At 36.1% G+C, this 22,586-nt stretch carries 20 protein-coding genes; 11 read left to right on the top strand and 9 right to left on the bottom strand.

Going from position 1 to position 22,586, the window contains the following annotated elements:
- Nucleotides 1–134: 134 nt before the first annotated feature.
- Nucleotides 135–4,625: an AVAST type 2 anti-phage system protein Avs2 gene (avs2, locus tag AC1HJP_RS03355; RefSeq protein ID WP_480360363.1), complete on the top strand. Its 4,491-nt coding sequence runs from the start codon at nt 135–137 to the stop codon at nt 4,623–4,625.
- 308 nt (nt 4,626–4,933) lie between these two features.
- Here the strand turns inward: avs2 and AC1HJP_RS03350 are convergent, their stop codons facing one another.
- The 4 genes from AC1HJP_RS03350 to AC1HJP_RS03335 form a co-directional block, all read right to left on the bottom strand.
- A complete protein-coding gene (locus AC1HJP_RS03350; RefSeq protein WP_480360362.1) occupies nt 4,934–6,346 on the bottom strand; it encodes a tyrosine-type recombinase/integrase in 1,413 nt (470 codons plus the stop codon).
- Nucleotides 6,346–6,735: a hypothetical protein gene (locus AC1HJP_RS03345; protein WP_480360361.1), complete on the bottom strand. Its 390-nt coding sequence runs from the start codon at nt 6,733–6,735 to the stop codon at nt 6,346–6,348. The genes AC1HJP_RS03350 and AC1HJP_RS03345 overlap by 1 nt, the downstream gene beginning before the upstream one ends.
- Nucleotides 6,736–8,157: 1,422 nt before the next feature.
- Nucleotides 8,158–9,858: a DNA (cytosine-5-)-methyltransferase gene (gene dcm, locus AC1HJP_RS03340; protein ID WP_480360360.1), complete on the bottom strand. Its 1,701-nt coding sequence runs from the start codon at nt 9,856–9,858 to the stop codon at nt 8,158–8,160.
- Nucleotides 9,859–9,946: 88 nt separating this feature from the next.
- A complete protein-coding gene (locus tag AC1HJP_RS03335) occupies nt 9,947–11,371 on the bottom strand; it encodes an MvaI/BcnI family restriction endonuclease (protein ID WP_480360359.1) in 1,425 nt (474 codons plus the stop codon).
- 189 nt (nt 11,372–11,560) lie between these two features.
- Here AC1HJP_RS03335 and AC1HJP_RS03330 point away from each other — a divergent pair, with 189 nt between their 5' ends.
- Nucleotides 11,561–11,815: a hypothetical protein gene (locus AC1HJP_RS03330; protein WP_480360358.1), complete on the top strand. Its 255-nt coding sequence runs from the start codon at nt 11,561–11,563 to the stop codon at nt 11,813–11,815.
- 198 nt (nt 11,816–12,013) lie between these two features.
- The gene (locus AC1HJP_RS03325; protein ID WP_480360357.1) at nt 12,014–13,054 is read left to right on the top strand and encodes an IS481 family transposase; all 1,041 of its coding nucleotides are present in this window, start codon (nt 12,014–12,016) and stop codon (nt 13,052–13,054) included.
- Nucleotides 13,055–13,150: 96 nt separating this feature from the next.
- Here AC1HJP_RS03325 and AC1HJP_RS03320 read toward each other — a convergent pair whose 3' ends face one another.
- Complete coding sequence (locus tag AC1HJP_RS03320) at nt 13,151–14,200, bottom strand: hypothetical protein (RefSeq protein WP_480360356.1); 1,050 nt, start codon at nt 14,198–14,200, stop codon at nt 13,151–13,153.
- Nucleotides 14,201–14,202: 2 nt separating this feature from the next.
- A complete protein-coding gene (locus tag AC1HJP_RS03315) occupies nt 14,203–15,408 on the bottom strand; it encodes a hypothetical protein (protein WP_480360355.1) in 1,206 nt (401 codons plus the stop codon).
- 149 nt (nt 15,409–15,557) lie between these two features.
- On the opposite strand from AC1HJP_RS03315, the gene AC1HJP_RS03310 reads away from it, so the two are divergent.
- On the top strand, nt 15,558–15,764 hold the full coding sequence (locus AC1HJP_RS03310) for a hypothetical protein (protein ID WP_480360354.1): 207 nt from the start codon (nt 15,558–15,560) through the stop codon (nt 15,762–15,764).
- A gap of 92 nt (nt 15,765–15,856) precedes the next feature.
- On the opposite strand, the gene AC1HJP_RS03305 is transcribed toward AC1HJP_RS03310, so the two are convergent.
- On the bottom strand, nt 15,857–16,525 hold the full coding sequence (locus AC1HJP_RS03305; RefSeq protein ID WP_480360353.1) for a recombinase family protein: 669 nt from the start codon (nt 16,523–16,525) through the stop codon (nt 15,857–15,859).
- 263 nt (nt 16,526–16,788) lie between these two features.
- Here AC1HJP_RS03305 and AC1HJP_RS03300 point away from each other — a divergent pair, with 263 nt between their 5' ends.
- The gene (locus AC1HJP_RS03300; protein ID WP_480360352.1) at nt 16,789–16,950 is read left to right on the top strand and encodes a hypothetical protein; all 162 of its coding nucleotides are present in this window, start codon (nt 16,789–16,791) and stop codon (nt 16,948–16,950) included.
- A 141-nt stretch (nt 16,951–17,091) separates the two neighbouring features.
- Nucleotides 17,092–18,198 carry a helix-turn-helix domain-containing protein gene (locus AC1HJP_RS03295; RefSeq protein WP_480360351.1) on the top strand — a complete coding sequence of 369 codons (1,107 nt, stop codon included), beginning with the start codon at nt 17,092–17,094 and terminating at the stop codon, nt 18,196–18,198.
- Nucleotides 18,199–18,372: 174 nt separating this feature from the next.
- Here AC1HJP_RS03295 and AC1HJP_RS03290 read toward each other — a convergent pair whose 3' ends face one another.
- On the bottom strand, nt 18,373–18,810 hold the full coding sequence (locus AC1HJP_RS03290; protein WP_480360350.1) for a DUF6957 family protein: 438 nt from the start codon (nt 18,808–18,810) through the stop codon (nt 18,373–18,375).
- A gap of 176 nt (nt 18,811–18,986) precedes the next feature.
- Here AC1HJP_RS03290 and AC1HJP_RS03285 point away from each other — a divergent pair, with 176 nt between their 5' ends.
- The 5 genes from AC1HJP_RS03285 to AC1HJP_RS03265 all read left to right on the top strand — a co-directional run bounded on the left by AC1HJP_RS03285 (nt 18,987) and on the right by AC1HJP_RS03265 (nt 21,811).
- Nucleotides 18,987–19,319: a helix-turn-helix domain-containing protein gene (locus AC1HJP_RS03285; protein ID WP_480360349.1), complete on the top strand. Its 333-nt coding sequence runs from the start codon at nt 18,987–18,989 to the stop codon at nt 19,317–19,319.
- Nucleotides 19,316–19,831 carry a hypothetical protein gene (locus tag AC1HJP_RS03280; RefSeq protein WP_480360348.1) on the top strand — a complete coding sequence of 172 codons (516 nt, stop codon included), beginning with the start codon at nt 19,316–19,318 and terminating at the stop codon, nt 19,829–19,831. The genes AC1HJP_RS03285 and AC1HJP_RS03280 overlap by 4 nt, the downstream gene beginning before the upstream one ends.
- 32 nt (nt 19,832–19,863) lie before the next feature.
- Nucleotides 19,864–20,025: a hypothetical protein gene (locus AC1HJP_RS03275; RefSeq protein ID WP_480360347.1), complete on the top strand. Its 162-nt coding sequence runs from the start codon at nt 19,864–19,866 to the stop codon at nt 20,023–20,025.
- Nucleotides 20,026–20,552: 527 nt separating this feature from the next.
- Nucleotides 20,553–20,885, top strand: a complete 333-nt coding sequence (locus AC1HJP_RS03270) for a hypothetical protein (RefSeq protein ID WP_480360346.1) — start codon at nt 20,553–20,555, stop codon at nt 20,883–20,885.
- 110 nt (nt 20,886–20,995) lie between these two features.
- Entirely contained in the window at nt 20,996–21,811 is an 816-nt protein-coding gene (locus AC1HJP_RS03265) for a hypothetical protein (RefSeq protein WP_480360345.1), read from the top strand.
- 208 nt (nt 21,812–22,019) lie between these two features.
- Here the strand turns inward: AC1HJP_RS03265 and AC1HJP_RS03260 are convergent, their stop codons facing one another.
- Nucleotides 22,020–22,511 (bottom strand): hypothetical protein, encoded by a 492-nt coding sequence (locus AC1HJP_RS03260; RefSeq protein WP_480360344.1) that lies wholly within the window; start codon nt 22,509–22,511, stop codon nt 22,020–22,022.
- Between the last annotated feature and the right edge of the window lie 75 nt (nt 22,512–22,586).

Below are 22,586 nucleotides of genomic sequence, written 5' to 3'. Positions count from 1 at the left end.
TTGCTAGTCTATTCACCTTAAAAACAGTAGCCTACTGAGATTTCTACTTTTGTAAAGTCAGAACAGGTACGTTTTGAAATCATCCGTTTTTTATGATGACGGTATAATTTGTTAGCATTTAAAGGTAGATAAAAATGGAACCAATTACATTGGCAATTGGTGGGGCGTCATACTACGTTGCTGTCAAGTTTGTAGACCAATTTATATCTCAGGAGGGATATGGCTGGTTTCGAAAGCAGCTTTTTCCTAAGGAAAGGTATGTAGACAGGCTCTATCAGCTTATCGAGGAAACCGCTTTAGAGTTTGAAGTTGAATATCCAACAGATTCAGACAAGGTTCCGTTCTATCAATCTCAGCCATTATTTGACGTGCTAAACGAATATACTTTGTTTAAAGAGTTTCCTGATAAAGCTGAGGTAGTGAATAAGTTTAGTGATTGTCCTAATGTGCTTCCTCCAACTCAAAAACAACTTGAACGTTTTTATGCGATTCTAGCGCTTAAAATAAACAAGTGTACAACGTTAAAAAAGCTCCATATCGAAGAAAGTTATAAGGAAAAGATATTCGATATCAATGAAGAGCTGATTCAAATGAAACTTCTATTACGCTCTATAGACGAGAAGCTCACGTTTCACCTAAGTGATGATTGGTTAAATGAGAAAAACAGACAGGCAATAGCTGATTTAGGTGGACGATACACACCTGAATTAAACTTAAAGTTAGAAATAGCAAAGATCTTTGAGGGTCTTGGGAGAACTCAAGATTTTTCAGAACTCTTTTTTTCACATATAGATAGCTTTCTGATTAAAGGAAACAAGCTCTGTAGGTGTGATGAAATATCCTCACAGCAATCTGTAATATCTAAATCTCTAACTGAAATTACAACCTTATACCAAGCAATTGATTTTTCTATATTAACTAAAATACCAACAGATGAACTTTGTAACAGTATTACTTCCTGCAACAATGCAGTAGCAGAATCTGAATCGGTACTGTGGAAACTGCGTGAAGAAGCAAAAGCAGCCGGAGAGTCTAATTATTACAGTGATAAATACTCATCAATTTTAAGGGAACTTAGGGATTTTGATTATGAGTGTAACAAGTTAAGTACTTTCTTAAACTCCATAACAGTAAACTTGTCGAACAATCCGTTTTTACTTCTTGAAGGGGAAGCTGGCATTGGTAAGTCTCACTTACTTGCCGATGTTGTTGAAACAAGAATTAAAACTGGTTCTCCATCTCTTTTCTTATTAGGGCAACAGCTCACTTCTGATGAATCTCCTTGGGTGCAAATTTTTAAAAGGTTACAGGTCGATACCACATCCAATGATTTTCTAGAAAAGCTTAATTTATATGCTCAAAAAAATAATAAGAGAGTTTTGATATTTATCGATGCGATCAATGAAGGGAATGGCAATAAGTTTTGGGATGATAATATAAATAGTTTTGTTGATGAGATTAAACAATTTGATTGGCTTGGTTTAATAATGTCAGTTAGGTCAACGTATAAAAATATTACCATTTCTGATGAGAATGTATCACGCAATAACTTTGAAACTCATGAACATATTGGATTTAAAAACATTGAACTGGAAGCTGTTAATTTATTCTATGACAATTACAATATAGAGAGACCCTCTTCTCCCAACTTAAACCCAGAGTTCAAAAACCCATTATTTTTGAAATTACTATGCGATGGAGTTAAGAAAAGTGGATTAAGTAAAGTTCCAGTAGGTTTTCATGGGATATCTAAAATTCTCAGTTTTTTCATTACTGGTGTCAACAAGTCGCTTGCATCACCTAAAAAGTACAGTTTCGATTCCAGCTTTCCATTGGTTAATGACGCATTAAATGAATTAATCAAGCTTAAGGTGGGCTCCGGGGCTAAGAGTATACCTCTTAAAAATGCGCATGTTGCCGTCCAATCTGTTGTTCGAGACTATGTCAACGATAAAACTTTTCTTAACGCATTAATAGATGAAGGGTTGTTAACAAAAGGAATTACTCGAAATGACGAAAACGTTGTTGAAGAGGTAGTATATATATCTTTTGAAAGGTTTGATGACCATTTAACAGTAAACTACTTACTTGACGGCGTTGAAAATATTGAAGATGAGTTTAAGGCGGGAGGCCGTCTAAGAAGTTACTTTAAAGAAGAGTATGACTTTTACTACAACCAAGGAATTGTTGAGGCTCTTTCGATTCAATTGCCTGAAAAATACGGAAAAGAACTCTATGAGTTACTGCCAGAGTTCAGTGAGCATGATTACTTAATAAATTCTTTTATTGATAGTTTAGTTTGGAGAGAAATTTCTGCGATAGATTTCGAAAAACTTAAACCGTTTATAAATAACAACGTGCTTCAGTTTAGGCGTACATTTAGCCACTTTTTAGAAATACTGATTTCAATTTCAGGTATTGAAGGACACCCATTTAATGCTAATTTCTTACATTATTGGTTATCTAAGCATTCCTTGCCAAACAGAGATGCATTTTGGACTACTCAATTAAAATATAAGTATAGTGAAGACTCTACGTTCAGGCATTTAATAGATTGGGCTTGGGATGACTTTGATAAGAGTTACATATCTGATGATTCAATTGAGTTAGTTGCTACTGCGCTTTGTTGGATTTTCACTTCAACCAATCGAGAATTGAGGGATTGTTCAACTAAAGCTTTAGTTAACTTGTTAGAAAATAGAATTCCAGTATTGGTTAGGATAATCGATAAATTTGATGCCGTAGATGATCCTTATGTTTGGGAGAGAGTGTTAGCTGTTGCCTTAGGTTGTGTACTGCGAACAAAGGATCATCATGAGCTAGGCGCTGTAGCTGAAATAGTTTATACAAAGGTCTTTGATACAGAGGATGTATATCCACATATCCTCTTAAGAGACTACGCAAGAGAGATTATAGAGTATGTTTCACACCTTGGATTGATAACAGAAAAGATTGAATTGTCCAAAACTAAGCCCCCATACAAAAGTGAATGGCCTGATGACATACCAACTAAAGATGAGCTGAAAAGTCTTTATGATCAGAAAGACTACCGGGAATTGTGGAGTTCAGTTATGGGGGGGGACTTCTCTAGGTACACCATAGGCACTAACTCTAATCATTCAGATTGGTCTGGGTGTAGATTTGGCCAATCCCCTGTAAATAGGAAAGAAATATTTAAAAAATTTAAGAGCGACTTATCGGAAGAACAGCTTGAGTTATTTAGTTCATTAGACCCTATTATTTATGCTGAAGACTCTGATGATTTGGTTATAGGTGAAACTATAATCCGAATGGGAGTCGCTTTAGGCAGAAAAACAGAAGAAGAGCTACTTTCGAATAAATTAGCTTTTAAAAATGCTTTACCAGAAAACACTTTAACTATTTATGAAAGAGATATTGAACCATACCTTGATCATAACAACAATTTATTAGATACAGATACTCATTTTGATCTTAGGCTAGCTGAATGTTTTATTTTTAATCGCGTAATAGATCTAGGTTGGTCTCCTGATAAGCATGGTGATTTTGATAAAAGCATTGGCACAGGCAGGGGACGGCATGAATCCCATCAAGAACGAATAGGTAAAAAATACCAATGGATTTCATTTCATGAATTTATAGCAAGACTTTCAGATAATTACATCCGCTATGAGGGATACGGCGATGAGCGAAAAGAGTCTCCTTACCTAGGCCCTTGGGAACCCTATGAAAGGGATATAGATCCAACAATTCTGCTTAAAAATACAGGAGATAAATGCATACCTCTTGAAGATAAGTGGTGGGTTAGTAAAGAATCTTTTCAGTGGGATTGTACTTTTGAAAATTGGGTAAAGGATTCTTCTACGTTGGATAACCCGCAGGGGTTGATTGAAGTAAAAGACAATAATGGTGCTGACTGGCTTGTTCTGGAAAGTTATCCGTCTTGGAAAGAGCCTAAAGAAGTAGGTAAGGAAGACTGGGGACACCCACGGAAAGAGGTTTGGTGTCATCTTAGAAGTTACTTAGTTAAGTCATCTGAATATGAACATTTTAAAAACTGGGCTGAAAGCCAACATTATATGGGGCGATGGATGCCTGAAAGTACAGATAGATATCAGTTGTTTAATAGGGAGTATTACTGGTCAGAGGCTTTTAAGTTCTTTAAATCTGATTACTATAGCGGCGCGGACTGGGTAACAGTTACAGACAAAAAGATAGGGACTAAGATTGCTGATGTTGGTGTTACTACTATCGGTTATCGTTGGGAAGAAGAGTTCGATCAATCAAAGGCTGAAACTTTAAGTTTTCTTAAACCTAGCTCTCTAATTTTTGACAATATGAAATTAAAACATGGTTCTCAAGAAGGTAGCTATATCGATGAGGCTAACAATGTTGTTTGTTTTGCTGCTGAAGCTCTACACGATACAAAAGCACATTTATTGGTAAAAAAAGAACCATTTTTGAAGATGCTAAAGGATAATGATTTGGAGGTTGTTTGGACTTTGTTAGGTGAAAAAGGTGTGATTGGTGGCTCTTTTTCTTCGAACCATAATTATGGATGTATAGAGTTTAGCGGTGCTTTTTACATTAATGAAGATCACATTGAAGGAAAGCATAAGATTATCACTACAACCTGTAGTGGATAAGAGAATGTGGCCAGCCACATTTAGGCTGGCCACATGGCAGCAATACCAAAAGCAATCCGAAAAGTCAGAGTGCTTTATTGTTCGTAACTCGGAATTGTCCAATAATGAGCTAGCTAGAACGTCCGTTATTTTAAATTTATTAGTTGAATATAAAACTAACTGAAGACTCTAAGTAGAAAGTTTATGACGGTTCTCCTTAATTGAACCCTATCGTGCGAATTGACTGGCAAACTAAAACTTGTTCAACTATTTCTAAGAGGCCTGAAAGCTCTTTTTAAGTGCATTACAGGCTTCTAAGTTGTTGTACTCTAATATGACTGTCCTAACCCTGCGGCTAGCTGCTCCATAAATTCAGGCTCATCATCAGCAATCCATTTACCGTAGATCTTGAAAATCATGCTTGTATCTGAGTGTCCCATTTGCCGCGCAAGCCACGTTGGTGGAACTCTTTGCATTAGCATACGGCTTGCATAGGTATGTCTTAACTGGTACGCAGGCCTGTGTGAAATACCAGCCTTAATTAACCAGTTAGCCCATTGTTTGGGTGTTGTTGTGAGTTCTGGTCGCTTGTACGGCTTGTTTTCTCTACTTAGAAAAACCCGCCTTCTTTTTTCAATAATTGTTTTTTTGTTGTTAAAAAATACAGTTTCAGTGATGGCTGGTAAGTGGTATGTCTCTTCTTTTATCTGATTCAGAGCTTCAACTGCTGCAGGCAACAGATCGATAGTTCTCTTTGATGCTCTTGTTTTAACTGGTTTTAATGCCCCTTGGCGGTCTAAATTTAATCTGAGATGGATCTGACGTCTCTCCAAATCAATGTCTTCCCATGCCAGTGCTTTTAGTTCTCCAGGTCTCATTCCCGTCCATGCCAGCATCTGCACCATTAATCTAATTTTTGGTACATGTATCGTTTCTAGCAAATTGGTTAGTTCCTCCCTGCTGAATGGATTAACATCCTCGTCATGCATATGCAGCGCGAAATTATCCACTGCTAATTTTTTTAATCCTTGTGCGGGGTTCTTTGTTATGTATTTCTGTTCAACGGCGAAATCCAGAACTGATTTCAGGTTAATTGTGTAATCCTCAATTGTAGATTTTGCACACCCAACAAATACAATAGGGTGATCTTTGAAATAGTTTTTCTTGAGTATTTCCAGTTCTGAATTATCAATAAAATCCAGTGCATTTTCACCATAATCCATTTGAAAATTTCTTTCAAATGCTATCTCTCGTGCAAAAAATAGCTCTTGTCTGCTTCCACTAACAGAGCTTTGTCTCATTTGATTGAGTTGGCTAGCAGTAATGCTAGCAATGTCGTCAACCCCAACATTGTAGTATAGAGCCCAGTTTAGGCATGTGTTCAGTTTGTTTTTTATTGAACTGGTAATATAGTTAACATGTGCGATGGAATACTCATGAAATAATTTTTCTATGCCGATGTTTGATTGGAGATGTGTCGTATCTAGTGGGAAATTCTTTCGCCAGAACATATCATTCTTATGCTCGTAAAATCCGTTTGTAATATCCAATTTGATTGATTCGAGGATATAACTGGCTTTTTTGATGTTTTTTACCGATACGTTTAATCCTGTTGATTTCTTTTTGGGTTTTATTCTATCTGGCAGTTTAAATTGTACATACAATTTGTTTCTTTTTACGAACACGCCAGGAGCCGCTTTCAGAGCATTTTTTATCTCCAGTTGAGGATTCTTTTTTGTCATCACATATGCTCCCTGAATGCACGCAGATTCACGTATATCGGAGCAAATTTGGAATGTTGTTTCCAAACAATACCTTCAGGCATTGGTTGCTTTTTGTGTTTTATCTTTTGTCGAATAGCTGCAACAGTTTTCCCTAATTGTTGAGATGCTTGCTCGAGAGTCATCCAACCGTCATGATTTTGTAGGTCATGTTGAGATTCTAAATATTGAATTCTCCTATCTAAAATTTTTATTTGTTGTTTCGCTAAGAAGGCTGCTTCAACAGCTTCGGTGATTGCTCTAATACTCATGTGTTTATTTGTTTCTGAATCGCTTAATTGGTTTAGATTGCCATTCGCATCAAACCTGTCAAAAAGTGACAATTGTGTTTTTTTATTATTGTTTCCCATTGTGGTGCCCTTTATTTAAGGTACTGCCCATTATTGACACATATCGTTTGCACTCAATTATGAGTAAATTCAGAATAAACAACGGAGCTTTCTCCGAACGCATAAAGAGAAAGAGAAGTTTCGTTTTCAGGAGATATTAAACACGCTATGAAACAGTTCTAGTTGTGTAGCAATGACATTAATTATTTGAGGCCTTGTTTTGAATTGATAACAACGATAGAAAAAGATCTTTCTTTTATCATTAGATCTTTATTCATTACGCTGAAAATTAACATTGATTTATCTAAGAAAAATTCAAATATCGGTTACAAATACATTGAGATTGGGAAACAAAAACTATGAGTTTCTATACATTTCGGATTACTGATTTAGTGAGTTTGGGTTACAAATGTAATAGAAAAACCTCTAACAAAAGTAATTTGTAGCCGAACTACTTTTGTTAGCGCTAATTTTTGTAGCGCTACAAAACTAAGAGCTGCTACATAAATCAGATAGTTAAATTAGAGGGAATGTATCTCTACTGATATTGATAGACAGAGTTTAGGAAAGTTATTTTTAGGTAATGTGTGCTTTTCTTATGTTGTTACAAATAATTGAGAAGCTAATACTAAAAAATCCCCAATTTCAGAAAATTGATTTGTACTCAATTAAATATTTCTTCTTAATTTTCTGGCAAAGAGTATCGAAAATATTTTTCAGAAAATTGAAAACACAATCAGCTTTGTACATCAATTATAAAAGTTCCTTAGAAAACTTCGATTGATTGAGGTTGGAGTGTATTAGTTTTAATTCCACAAAAAAATACCTAGTCATGCAATAGAGGTTATTTTTTTCGAAACATATCTCCAAAATAACTCGTTTATGAGGTGGGGATGATAGAACTGGGGATTGAGCTGAAATCGTCCCCAAAAAATAAAAGTGATGATTCATAGAATAATCACTACTAATTTTTAATAACTCAATTTTTACCAATTTTGTGATGATGTGAGGGAGGGGCTTGGCTTCTATATTCTGACGAAAGTTTTAAATTGAAAATCAAATTTAGCCTGAAAAGTTCAATTAATGAACTCGGCTGAAGTTTGGGGTGATTTAGCAGCTTCCAGCAGCCTGCGAGACTATCGCAGAGCAACAGGTAACCTCACTTAACACGGTTTTCAAGAACAAGTAACTCTCTGCAAGGTATTGCAGACTGTGGTTTAAGTACCTCTATGAAGCAAGCCCAGCCATAAAGCTAATTTGCCCCATTTCCTGCAATATCATGCAGAAACTCTTTTACTAGCTTTTATGCCGCTTATAGCAGGATGACAGACTTCCTGCGAGGAATAATAAGCAGAGAAGAATTAAACAAAATATTCGGAGTAGATACGGTTACTAAAAAGGGAAATGCGTTGGCAATGAAAATTTGCCAACGCATAAGATTAATTACCTGTTTGATTGTGCAATTAATGGTTCTAGTAAGTGCGCAACAGCTCTAAAAACAGGAACCACAACAGAGTTGCCGAATTGCTTGTAGGCTTTGTTATCAGCACATACTATTCTAAACTCTTTATCGTATTCATCATTTCTATACTGAGGCGGCTTTTCAAATCCCATTAGTCTGGCGCATTCTTGTGGAGTAAGTCGTCTTGGAGTTTTATATGTAGCATCAAACTGTGCGGCATATCGGCCAAACTTATCATCATATATAGCCTCAGCTTCTTTAGTTAAAGATTTTATGACTTCTTTGTCTTCAGCGGAGCTTTTTTCAATATGCGTGGAAATATAGTTTAAACAAAACTCTTCTCGTTCGAGGTTTTTTTCAATAGCTGGTTGCTTTCTAGAATCTAAATATTCTGCTTCTAAATTATGTTGATTTACTAAAATTTCAGAACCATCTTTATAATAACGTGCAGAGAGAGTTCGAGTCGTTGCGTTCTTATCGTTTGGGTTTACTAAACCAAAACCGAAACCATTGCCTTTTGTTTGATGCTTTAAGGCATAGTGGTACAGATAGCTCCACAAATTATTTGTAAGTGTGTATTTTCTCCTAGCATCATCATCTAGATCACATAAGATTTCTTGTAGTGTATATCTTTTCTCAGGGTAAAATTGTTCAACATTTTTTAATGAGAAATCTACAAAACTTGGATTGCTCTCAAGTAAATCATTGCGAATACCAACAATAACGACTCTTTCTCTGTGCTGGGGAGTAAATTTTGCACCATTTAAAATAATTGGTTCAGGTTTTCGTTTTTTTACTTTGCTAATAGCTTCTTCGATATCGCCACCAGCGTCAGAAATATCCGCAATAAAATATCCCAAATTATGTAAAGCACGAATGATGGTGGCAAAAGTTTTACCCTTATCATGACTCTTCAAATTTTTTACATTTTCTAAGACAAAGAATTTAGGAGTTCTAGCTTCAATAATTTTTTCAACATCAAAAAAAAGAGTCCCTTGAGTTTCACATTCAAAGCCATGTGAACGACCTAAGCTATTTTTTTTCGAAACACCTGCCAAAGAAAAGGGTTGACATGGAAAGCCGGCGAGCAGTACGTCGTGTTCAGGAATATGCTTTAAAATGTGTTCTTTTTTTTCTTCTGAGCTTATAGACTCATTCCCGCTTAGAGTAATTTTAGTGATGTCCATTAAGCTAGAGTTTTTATCAGAATTATCTTCCTCTGAGTCTATAAAGTAAGGGAGTTCTGCTTCATCAACATAGTGGTTCGATAAATACGTTTTTCTAGCGTCGGCATCCCACTCCGAAGTAAATACACATTTACCACCGATCTCCTCAAACCCTTTTCTTATGCCACCAATACCGGCAAAAAGATCTATAAATTTAAATGATGGGTTATCCCAGTGACTAGGCTTTTGCGGTAATAGTGCTTGCTTTATCTTTTCAATGGTATTTTCGCTTATGATGATATTACTTTCGGCCGGTGCCTTTTTCCATTGGTTGAGTTTCTCCCTAGTAACTTCTTTTATGTTTAAACCAAGTTTTTCATCATTTAACTTTTGGGCAAGTGACTTTTGATCATAAATAGTAAGCAACAGCTTGAGAAGTCTATCAGTATCTTGCTTTTGCTGGTGGATTCTATTTTCAGCTTCTTTATCAGCAAGCATAATTTCTTTGTGGTACATCTTAAGGAGAATCTAAAAAGGGAGTGAATAGTGTAAATCTATCACACATTTTTCCCTTTTTACATAACAACTGTTTAGATAGACAGTATTAAAGATCTACTAGCTCTACTTCATCATAGAGTTTAGGCGCATCTCTGTAGATGTCATTTATTCTCCATTGTGAGCGCCTCTTATTTAGCTTGGGATTACTTTCAACGTATTTTGGTGCTGGGTCTAAAATAATTGTACCGTCATGAATAGAATTAAAAAGTCTCGATATCTGAGTTCTTTGACACCATATAGCTTTAGTATCAAATTCAACTAAGAACTTATAGCCTTGTTCAATTTGAGATAGATTATCGTTTGTGAGCTTTTTCACTGGATAATAAACAGTTTCATTGTGTTTGACGCCCCAGCTATTTAACAGTCGCTCAAAAGACCATGCAGCCGCTTCTTGGCCTTCATCGTCAACTAATGCCACTCTTAAATTTCTAGACTGAGCGTCAATGCTTCGATTAGGGTCGTAATCAGACAATATAAACTCTTCTTTACTCTTACCTTTTTCTAAGTATAGGATTTTTAAAGTGAGCTTTGATTTTTCATTGCGGATGTTTGCTCTATGAATACCAGTAAAGCGATATTCATCATCTCCTTTGACATATCCATACTTTTTCATAAATTCTGGAAAGCTCTGCTGGTAAAGGCCTCCATCAGGTTCAGGTGTGAATAAAGTCACTTTTTTCTGTGAAATAGCTTTTAGTTCTATTCCAAAAATATCACCATCCTTATCTGCATTTGGTTTAATGCCCAGCGCATGTTCTAACGTATATCCACATACTTGAGTTCCAGTAAATGGAATTGTATTGCCTTCTTTATCTAATCTACAGCCTAGTAAGGTTTTACCGGAGATGTTTTGAATTAATAAGGTCTTTAAATCATTTGTACGATCATCAGCTTTGCCTAGTGATGCACTTTTAATGACCCCAGAACTGACAGCATTTTCTAACTGTTTAAAATCATTTGAAAACTGCTCAGATGGGCCAACAATCATCATTGCTATGGCTTCGCCGGAGCGAGTTGCACCAATAACTAAGTATCTATCAGGTATATTTGCTAATTTCGTGTACTCGACTGACATTGAGCGTGGCATTTCATTTTCTATAGTCTGAAAGCCTGATAGACGAGTTTCAGGATATTGTGCATATAAAATTGCACGGCAAGCTTTTACTTTGTGTAGGGTGTTGTATGTCGACAGCCAAGAGAAATCTGTAAAAACAGCTTCGGGGATTCTTTTTCCTGGTTTGGATGCTTTCTTAGTTATGCTTGAAGATTCATCCCGCTCTTTAAATTTTAAGTCAAAAATTGAGTTAAAAACACTGATGCTTTTATGAATGTAGACTTGGTTTTTATCGTTATTATTTTTTGATAGTTTTTTTAAAACTAGAGATTCGCATTGATGTGCTTTTAGGCGAGTAAATACATCATCTATAGACTGCACATCATTTAAGTCTAGATGGTTCAAAGTTAAATCCATGAACAGCTCCATCTTATGGTTTTTTGTCAAAAATTATCACACTGAACACCTTAAGTCATTAGTTATAAATACCTGTTTATAATGATGAATCCATTAAAACCTATTTGTTTTTCTGCTGCTTTTGACAAATAAGCATTTAATTAAGTAGTAAGTTTGAGGCAATAGAAAATTTGGTAGGGAATGTAAGTAATGACTTTAACTCGCACACAAAAGATCCTTTGGGGCGCACTAATAATGACTGAGGCCGTTAAGCCGGAAGAGCTAGAAGTATTTGGATTAAGTGAAGATCAAGCGAAGCTTTATGCCTTCTGTGTTTCTCAATTTATTAGAGAAAGGAATCAGTCTGATGACATAACAAAACATGACAGTCTTGTTGTAGTGATGAAAGATTACAAACTATTTGGAGTCTTGAGTGATGATCCTAGGGATACTGTTTTGCTTTAGTAAAATATTAAAACGACATTATGAATTTAGAGGTTAAGAAATTTTTCAGCAAAATAGAATAGGTAAGTTTCGAAGCTTACCTATTATTTGAATTAGTCTCGACTTGATCTGACATTTCGATTTGAAAAATTGAGAGTTACCCGTTTTGATAAAGGTGTCGAATCTTTTAATCAAAACAACCAAAAGGTGGTAACTCTCATGTTACATACTAACAACCCAATCATTAAACACAAAACTGGTTTACTTAATCTTGCTGAAGAATTAGGTAACGTTTCTAAAGCCTGTAAAGTCATGGGCGTTTCCAGAGACACGTTTTATCGATATCAAGAGCTTGTCGAAGATGGCGGCTTGGATGCATTAATTGATAAAAGTCGCAGGTCTCCAAACATCAAAAACAGAGTCGATGAAGAAACTGAACAAGCCGTGGTTAAGTACGCTATTGACTACCCAGCTCACGGCCAGCATAGAACAAGCAACGAACTTAGGAAGCAAGGTGTGTTTGTATCTGGCAGCGGTGTTCGCTCGATTTGGTTACGCCATGACTTAGAGAACTTTAAAAAGCGTCTGAAAGCTTTAGAAGATAAAGTTGCTAGCGAAGGTATTATCTTAACTGACAGCCAAATCGCTGCGCTTGAAAAAAAGAAAAGTGATGATGAAGCTTGTGGTGAAATTGAAACCGCACATCCAGGTTATCTAGGCTCCCAAGACACGTTCTATGTTGGCAACCTGAAAGGTGTAGGCCGTATTTATCAGCAGACATTTGTTGATACCTATAGCAAAGTGGCGTTTGCAAAGCTGTACACCACCAAAACACCGATTACAGCGGCTGACATACTTAATGATAAGGTTTTACCTTATTTCGAACAGCATGAGCTGCCAATGCTACGAATTCTGACTGACCGAGGTACAGAGTATTGTGGCAAGGTTGAACATCATGACTACCAACTTTATCTGGCAATTAACGATATAGACCATACGAAAACTAAAGCGATGTCGCCTCAAACCAACGGTATCTGTGAGCGATTCCACAAAACGATACTTAACGAGTTTTATCAAATTACATTCCGTAAGAAGCTGTATAGCTCACTAGAAGAATTGCAAAAGGATCTGGACGAATGGATGGTTTATTACAATAATGACCGAACACATCAAGGAAAAATGTGCTGTGGTAGAACGCCACTTGAGACCTTAGAAGACGGAAAACGTATTTGGGCAGAAAAGAATTTAGCTCAAATCTAAGCTGACAGTCACCGATAAAAAACGGGTAACTGTCAGATCAAGTCTGAGCTAGTACATATTATTAGGTATCAAATATTTTAAAAATACACTATGAGGTTAAACTTCAGTTGCAAAATCTTCATATATTATTTCAATTTTGTTTAGTAGCAAAGCAAGTAACTCTCGCCACTCATCATCAGTTAAAACTTGCTCATTATCAGTCTGGTGAACTAGATTATTACGAAGCAGATAAATCTTTTCTGAAATTTTACTAGAGTTTATATTTGTTATGGAGTTTAGGTATGAAGTACTGCTTATAATACCTTGTAATTGGAGTTTTGGGAGCGTATGTTCAAACAATTTCTTTAATGAAGCCTCCTCTTTTCTTCTCCACTTCAACTTATTTACGCATTTCCTAGCTAACGTAATTGCTTTTCCAGAATAACTAATTTCCGTTTTCAACTCTATACCATAAGGTAAAATATATAGACCTTCGATACACCTGTAGAGCTCTAAAAAGGCGTGCTTCCAATGCGTAGAAGTTAATGACATAAAAATATTTTGTACAGGCTGATTCTTTTTGTTAGCCAGCAGTTCAATATACTTATCTCCGACTTCGTTTATAGGTAAAGGGATAAGGGAATTAACACTGCTCAGTATGAAGTAAGAAAGTCTTTCAATTTCAAAGCTTGAAGATACATGTTCCCTTGGAATTTGGATAATACAAAAGTTATCAAAGTAAGGTATAAGCTCTTTTAAAGAATGCCCCTCATATTCTGAAGATTGAGGTTGGTATAGAACTTCTTCTAGTAAAACTTCTTCAGTGATAACTGACTTTACTTCAAGTTCGAGAGTTTTGACTACATAAAGAAAATCAGCTTCAGAAATTTCCTGCTCAAACATTCCAGTATATATTTGGTTATCTAGTGCAATTTCATTGAGATTTACCGCGAAAAACAGTGTTTCCCCAGATTTAAAAGAGCAAGCTTTTAAATTTGGTAAAGGTTTGAAATTACTTAAACTATTAAAACTCCTAAACTTTTTTTGTTCATCTGGTTCAGCAACTTGAGGCCTGAATTTCCCCTTGTCGGATTTAACCTTCTGGTCAGAAGTTCTTCCAATCAATGTATCAAAAATATATTCAACGTGTTCATTGATATTAGCCATGCTTATTTAGCCATCCAGCATGGCTTCATGTCAGTTTTAGTAATCTTATCGGTGTATTTAAAAAGAACTTCAAATGCTTTGAGGAAATACTCACGTTCAAAAGTCCCAACTTTACCGGATTTTATTGAAATCTTCTCATTTAGGAGATCTAGTTGAAGAAACTCTTGGATTTTTTCTTTATCCATCTTCTCTAATTCGGTTGCTAAAGGTGAAATTTTTTCTACCCACTCATTACATTTTGACTCTATGCTACTGTCATCTTCAAGATCAAAACCTGGTGGTCCAAAAATGTATTGCGCTGCTGCAGCTACAAACCCCGCTCCGGCTGTAACACTCGTAAAAATATCCTGACCTTTTTTAAACTTAGCACCCTGATCCGAGTCTAAAATTACTCTCGAAAAACATTTATCTAACTTAATAAATATTTCTATTACAGAAATAAAATGCTCTAAAAGCTTTTTATTAGCTGTAGCTGAGATAGCATCCATACGAGCAAAGTCTTCAGCAACTTTTTCTTTAATATCAACTTCAGGCTTTCTGGATGTAAAACATAAAAAATACTCAATTAGTTTACTGCTTTGATGCTGTCCAGCTAATTTTCTTCGTTCTGAGTCATCTAAAAGTTTTATGTCTAATTCTGGAACTTTTTGCCCTAATACTTTCACGATAGGATCATAGATAGTATTTAGCTGTCTTTTCATATCCCAAGGTACTTGACCAGTATTTAAAACTAACATTCGATAAATTAAGCTATTCAAAGAGGTTGAGACCCAAAATTCAATACGTAGTTCACGGGTATCGATAGTTGGATCTTTTTCAATAGCCTCTAATATTGCTGTTGTTCTTTGAATACCATCAATAATAGAAACACTAGCTTTCGTCAGAAAATGATCGTTATCAACTTCTTGATTTGTGAACTTAATTATTTCATTACTCAGGCTATCTAGTTGCTTAACTTCATCGTAATGTTCGGGCTTAACTTCAAGACCAATAACTAGAGGTGGAAGTACAGCACCATCGACTATATCTGTAACCATGCGCTCTCTGATGGTTTGAGCGGTCTTCGTTTTTAGGGGGGCTCTCTGACCCTTTATGCCACCTTCTTTCGAGCTGTAGACATTTTTAATAAACTTCAAATAGTCGGTTACTTGAATTGTTTCTAGTATAGATAAACAATCAATTTTTTTGTCTTCTAAATAGTTAGCCATATTATTCCTTTTTTAATGTTTTAATGGATGTTAATTGATAGATTTTAAAAATGAAACTAGTTGATATTAATTTGATTACTATTTTTTTGACAAAATTCGCAGCCGTGGATAATAGATGACTCGATATATAATTATACGGAGTCTTAGCATTGAAATTCAGTGACTTTCTTTTGGTTTGGCCAGCCTATCTGGCTTTTAACATCTTTATCTTAGCAGTCGTTTTGTATTTTGCGCTTGGTCCGGTTTTAGAACTTGTAAAAGGTCAAGATGTGACTGTGAGCTTTATTCAAGCAGTGTGCTGTTCGACACTTATTTACGGTGCTAGGGGATTGTTTGCAATGAAAATTGAAGGGTAGCTATTTATTATTGTTAGGGCTGTGAGAGATTTTGCAGCCTTTCATTACAATACTGTCCTGGCAAGACATACATATGAAGCCACTCAGTGACTTTAGTTAGCTTCTTTCGCTTTTAATATATTCCTCACTGTAGCTGGGTAAAACTGTTTACCTGTACGGCTTTTAAAGCCTAGCTTATTGAGTTCGTTAGCTATAGCTGCAAGTGTAGTTATATCTCTTTCTTGAATACTCTTAATCACTGGGAAAATCGCATTTTGGTATTTCTCAGTGTTCTCAATAAATTTAGCCTGTGCCTTTTTAGAGCACGTATTGCGAACCTTATTTAAGTTTGGGTTACCGAGTTTTTTACCTCTGTTCTTTGCAGCTTGTAACGCTTGCTTTGTTCTTGTCGATATTGATCTTCTTTCTTGTTCTGCGACGGCAGCGAGTACTTGTAAAACTAACGGGCCTGAATTTGGTTGGTCACAGCATATGAACTTAATGTTGCTTTTCATTACTGAGCTTAAAAAATGTAGGTCTCGAGAAAGCCTGTCTAGTTTTGAAACTATTAAAGTAGAATTAGTTAACTGACAATGCTGTAGCGCTTGTGTTAATTGAGGGCGGTTATTGTTTTTGCCTGATTCTATTTCTGTATATTGATGTAGTAGGGTGCCACCTTGTCTCTGAATATAATCAGAGACAATTGATTGTTGCGATTCTAATCCCAGGCCACTTTGTCCCTGACGTTGTGTTGAAACACGATAATATGCAATAAAGTTCAAAATTCATCCTATTTAAAAAGCTGCTATACGTTGGTTTAGCAGGGTTTTATTTATTAAGGCCATGATGATTTATTTTGGAGCTTCGTCAAAAATGCGGCTTCAAGATTGATAGGAGCGTATTCATTCTTTTGATTTTTTAATTGAGCCAATATTGTTCTGTTATGTGCTTTTGATCATTAATTGATGGGGTGTAAAATTTGAAAACTTACATGGTAGGTTTTTTGGCAGGACAACTTTTATAACTATTAATGGGAGTGACTGATATGAAATCGGCAATTAAAAAGATTGAGTATGACAATGTGTTCAAGACTAGGGAGTTGGATAATCCAGGCGTTGATATTGAAAAATCACAAGAAAGAAGAAAGGTTAAGCTGCATAGAATTAAAGATGAGCAGAATGGCAAGGCTTCTACTCCAAAGCAATAACATCAAAAGAGTAAACGACGCTTCTTACAGAAAACCAACTACATAGCCAGCAAAATCAAAGTATCAAAATTAAGTTAGCGTCAATCTTGCACTTTTAAATATGCAAGATGATAATGTTCCTAACATATTGGGAGAAGCTTGATGATAACGGACAATTTTATTGGGGAACGACTGGCAGCGTTTCGTAATAGCAGAGGCATAAAACAATCAGATCTTTCTAAAGCTATGGGCTTTAAGGATAGACAAACACTATCTGCAATCGAAACCGGTGAGCGAAAGATGCAGCCGGCAGAACTGTTATCTGCAATTGAGTTTTTGCACATAACCATGGATGAGTTCTTAGATCCGATTTCCATCATTGGGAAAGCACAGTTTTCTTGGAGGCAGTATGACGCATCTGAGGCTGAGCTAGACGAAACAGAAAAGTACGTCTCTAAGATCATTGCGCTATTTGAACACCTAATAAAAGACAAAGAAGAAAAGCTGGCAATCTTACCGAAGCTGCCGCTAAATAAGCAAAGTACAGTGAGTGACACAGAGTATTATGCAAAACAACTCGCTGCGCACCTAAACCTAGGCAAGTACCCAGCCCAAAACATTCAAAGCATTGTGTCTGAGCAACTCGGTATCAAGACCTTTTATCTCGACCTAAATCCAAATGTGTCTAGTGCTGCGGTAAATATGACGTCTAAAAACTACATCGTAATTAATATAAATGAGGTGTTAGGCAGTAGAAACTTTAACTATGCTCACGAGCTATTTCACAGCTTAACTTGGGACGCGCTCCCCCCATCAAAAGTTAAAAAAGCATATCTCAACGACAAAGGAAAAAAGCCTGTTGTAGAAAAGCTTGCGGACGCATTTGTTTCATCTATCCTGATGCCACAGGACACTATTCGTGCCCATATGAACTTAAACACCAATGATATGGACGAAGACTATGTAAATGAACTCGCAGATAAATTCTTAGTTAACAGTCCTGTCATGCTTGTAAGACTAAAAACACTTGGACTGATCACTCAAGCCCAGTTCGATGGAATGGATAGAAAAAAATTTCAGGAGAGGAGAGGTCTATCCAAAACAATCCAACCATTGAGCTTTAATTTCGAATTTGCAACAGCACTAAACGAGGCTATTGGCGAAGGCAAGATCTCAGTGCGCAAAGCTGCTGAAGATCTAAACATTTCGATAAACAGTCTTAAAGAAGTTTTTGTCAGCCACAATCTGCCTCAAGTTTTTGATCTATAGTGTGTTAGATCTAGTATATGTTCACAAATGCAAACTAGTTGAATTGGTGTTTTCAACTTCTTAAATTCAAACACAATAGGTTTCAATTTAAGACAATGTTTGTGGCTAAAAGTAATGCTTAAGCCATCATGCGATTAGCCTAAGCTTTAATAAATTACTATCGAAGATTGTTACCTAGCGCAATCTAATTAGTAAGTAGTACTCCTCTAGAGAGATTTTTACCTCACGGCCATTACCAACCAATATGTAGTTTGTATTTGGTGTTTCGAAAATGCATTGATTGTGAAGTGCTATTAAAAATGTACTTCTAACCCAGCCACCAGCAGGGACCATAAATGTTGAGTCAGAGATCACGTTGTGTGAATACACAAGGTATATACCGTCTTTAGATAACTCGGGCTGTTGCTCTCTACATAACTGTTCGTCTTCTTCATTCAAACAAAGCTCAAATCGTTTCCAATCTTTTAGCACACGAATAGGCTTATGATTTAGCTTTTCAGCAGTCGCAATCAATTGCTCAAGCTCAGATTCATTACCCCCGGTAATAGGGTTGCCTGTTATACAGTCAATTAAGGATGCGATTGTTGCTAGTTGCTGATTTATATTACTCAATGTTTTTACTCTTTTTGTATAAAGGAGCAACTATTGAATAACAGCTAAAAGATCTGTCAAAAATATGGTTCGATTTATTAGCTAAAAATTGAACGCTTTCAGCTTGATTAAAAAGATAGCTGAGTTATTATGCTGCAAACATTTTTAATGTTTTAATAACAATTATTACAAATGAAATGTTAGTAATAAAGCTAAGGATAAAAGCTTTAAATGGAAAGGAAATTATGAAAACGTGCGAGCGTAAAAAAACGACTTTTAGTTTTAAAGTCGAATCACAGCGATTCATTCGGCAAATAAGGCAAGAGCTAGGACTAAGCCAGGCTGCATTAGCTAAGAAAATGATTTCTGACTGTGACCAATCAACTATCTCCAATTGGGAAAGCGGTAAATGCGAAATCCCACTCAGTAAGTTTATCGATATTTTATTGATCAGCGGTCGCAATCCAAAGTCTTACTTTGGTTTTCTTGGCAATGAAAAAAATAATGAAGCCGAAGAGGTGAAAGAATGACTCTTTATTATTTAAATTTTTTAATCCCCATAGTGTTAGCTATTTCTCTTTTATTGTCTTGGAAAGACGTAAATGCAAGATTCATGATACTTAGCTATGCATTTGTAGAAGTTATAAGCCTCATGACATACAACTGGGCCATAAAAATGGAAGTTGGTTATTATTTATGGTCTATGGGTATATCTCTTATCTTCTTAATATTTGTATTAGGGAGAAGGTATTGGGCCTTTAAGTTAAGCTCGATAGAATTCTTTTCAGAGGCTTATGAAAAGCACAGGTACTCTATTCAAGAAGCGGCATTAGTTACTTTGTTTCTAATAAGTGCTATCGTCAACCTTATTACATTTATCGAAGCTTATGCTTATGTTGAACATTGGTCAGATAGCTTGTATGTAAAAAGGCACATTAGAGATTACGTTCAGTCTGGAGCAAATATCTTAGCTGCATTGATCTGTGTTTCTTTTGCTTTAAATTCATCCAGAAATAATTTAAAGAGCGGACAAGCCGCATAAATTTTAACATGTAACTTTTAAGGAAAATTTAAATGCTACTTACTAAAGAATCATTATCCCAAGTATTTGGTGGTACGGGTGGTACAGACAGCCCGAAAGATCCAACTAGAAAACCAAAAGAAGAGCAAGCATCACCAGAATTAACAGCAAGTTCTTATGATCTATCAGCACCTGTTGCTGTCCCAAAACCTTAAGATTGAGTTATTAGTCAGATTAAGCCGCTTCGAGAAGCGGCTTTTTTATAAGTGATTGTGAAGAACCATTGCTTTGAGGTTTTAATGCTTTTATAAAAATCAAAAGTTGCATATTTATTGGGTACAGAATGGGTCGTATGTGTTGTCTGTAAGGGTTTATTTGAAAAAATACTGAATCAGCGTGTTTAACTTTCAGAAGTATTTTTGCAGATAGTCGAACATCAATTTAACTCGTTTCTGTGCCAAAGTGCGTTAGAGTTTAGGTCTCAATTGAGCGAATTGCAGATACTCGGTTTCTATCCTTTTCGGCTTCTTTGTTACAAGTTTCTCATATAGTCAGTAAAACAAGCGATTTGGTCGTTTTTGTCCCAAAGCAATTTTAGCTTTGAAGGAATAAAGCTATTTATAGCAATGAGTTATCCAGTATGATAAAAAATAATTAAGTAGAAAATCGAGTCGGTTAGCGGCAGAAAAAAGACCGAATCGCTCGAAATTAAATTGTTATGTGCTCAGGGGAGTATCCTAGCTTGAACGAAAATTATAAGTATGCAGCCCATATGATTTTTTGGTTAGAGAAGCTTGGTGTGCCGGAAATCCCTTTGGCTAAAAGTGCATTTTCGCAACTAAAAGATTATTGGTTTGAACATAAAAATCTTAACCTTGAGCAGTTAAAAGAGGATTTGTGGCCTTGGGTTGATAGTAACGATGGCTACAACATATCTGTCCCAGAAGTAGCAAAGATGAGAATTATTTTGTGCTTAGCTTATGAAGATAATCGCGAGTTAGAAGATGTTGGCTATTTTGAAGATTTATTAGTAAATCTTGGCATCTCACATGAAGATGCATACAAGCGCACATAACAAGTGCCTCAACCAAAGGACGCAAAACAGCAGGCTTGTGCTCCTTCGTCGCTAATTTTAGCCTGCTATTTTTCGCCGGTTAGGCAAGCGTTAAGTTTATGGGGTAAAAAATGGATATAGCAAAATGTACGTTGGATGGTAATACATATAATGCGGTAGATTTCTCACTGTTGCCACCAAACGAAATGTCTGAGAAAAGGCAAAATTTGGTATGTACTGAATGTGAAAAAGATGCATTTTTCCGAAAGGCTTCCCGAACGGGTCAAGCAGCTTGTTTTGGAGCGAGACCACATGAAGCTGATTGTTCTTTTGCTTCAGCAGAAACTCAACGAGTGGAAAATGAGGGCGGAGATGAAGACCGTCTTAGAAACCAAGGTCAGAACATTGTCATTGACCTAAATTATGGTGCAGCCCCAAGAGTAAATGTAGATGTTGAACCAAATGATCAGGAGGGAGCTAACGAGGGACGCGGTCGTCATGTTGGCAATAGACCTCGCCCTAATGCCAATATGCAAAGGCGTTTAAGCACTCTTTTGCGAAATCTAATTAACTCAGAAGAATTTAGAAACTCTCAACAACAAATTACATTGGCTGAAAATGAGCCAACCACAGTAGCGAATTTTTTCGTTAACTTTGCCGACGTAGCTGATCAACATGATTGTCAATTTCATGGTTATTGGGGCTTATTGGCTGATGCACGATTGGGAAATAATGGTAATTTGTGGTTGAACTCGGGTGGTCGAGGCAATATCAGTTGTTTAATTCAGGCCGGTGATGTTGATACGTTTTATCAACGACATAATGTCGATGATGTTGAAGATTTTGCTGGTGCATATGTTCTGGTTCTTGGTGAAAAGAATACATCGCAAAATGGTAAGCCTTACGTTGTGGCAAGCGGGTTAGAACGGGTAGCGCTGCAAAAATAAACTTAACAAGAGACTATGGCATTTTGACCATCTGCTTCTGGCGAAGGCTGTGCTACATCTCTAAAAAGTTTCTGCCTAATATGAGTTAGAACGACATATTAATAGCTTATAGCTTTGGATGAATGGCCCTAAATAGCTATTTGAGACAGTCAGGTCAGATAAAATAAAACTAAATGACCTGACAGCAAAAGCCCCGTAAAGCTAAAGCTTACTTACGAGCTATTAGCAAGCTTAAATATTCAGGTACTAATGACTTTCTTTTTATTTCAACCAGCTTATCTATTGCTTCAAGTGTAACTTCACCATGGCCGAGGTTAATTAGGTCAAAAATAAGGTGCTGCTTTAATTTCAGCTCTTTAGCTTCAAAAGAACAATAATAATCTTCAATGTTGTTTACCATTTCAGTCCATAAGCTCTGCATTTGTAAGCCAAGTGCTTTACTGAGCTTGATCATAAATAGTTCTAGCACAGCTTCATCGTTACCGTTGATGTCAAATGGTGAACGGTCAAATGGTTTAGGTAATCCATTTTTCTTTATAACTTGAAACTGACTGGTAAAAGCGACAACTTTGATCGGTTTTAATTTATAAAACAGATGCTCATTAGCTGCAGTGCCAATTTTTAATAGGTGTGCTGGTTTGGCAATTGAGTTTAAGTTCAACGTTTGATGATCTTTCATTGATTTCTTTGAGTTATTCATTTTCTTTCCTATTTGGCTTGTAATTTGAATAACTAAAATCGCATTAATCGAGACTCTGTCAAAAATCTGAGTGGT

The sequence above is a fragment of the Pseudoalteromonas sp. NFXS53 genome, assembly GCF_056629255.1.
This window is presented reverse-complemented; position numbering and strand designations above follow the sequence as displayed.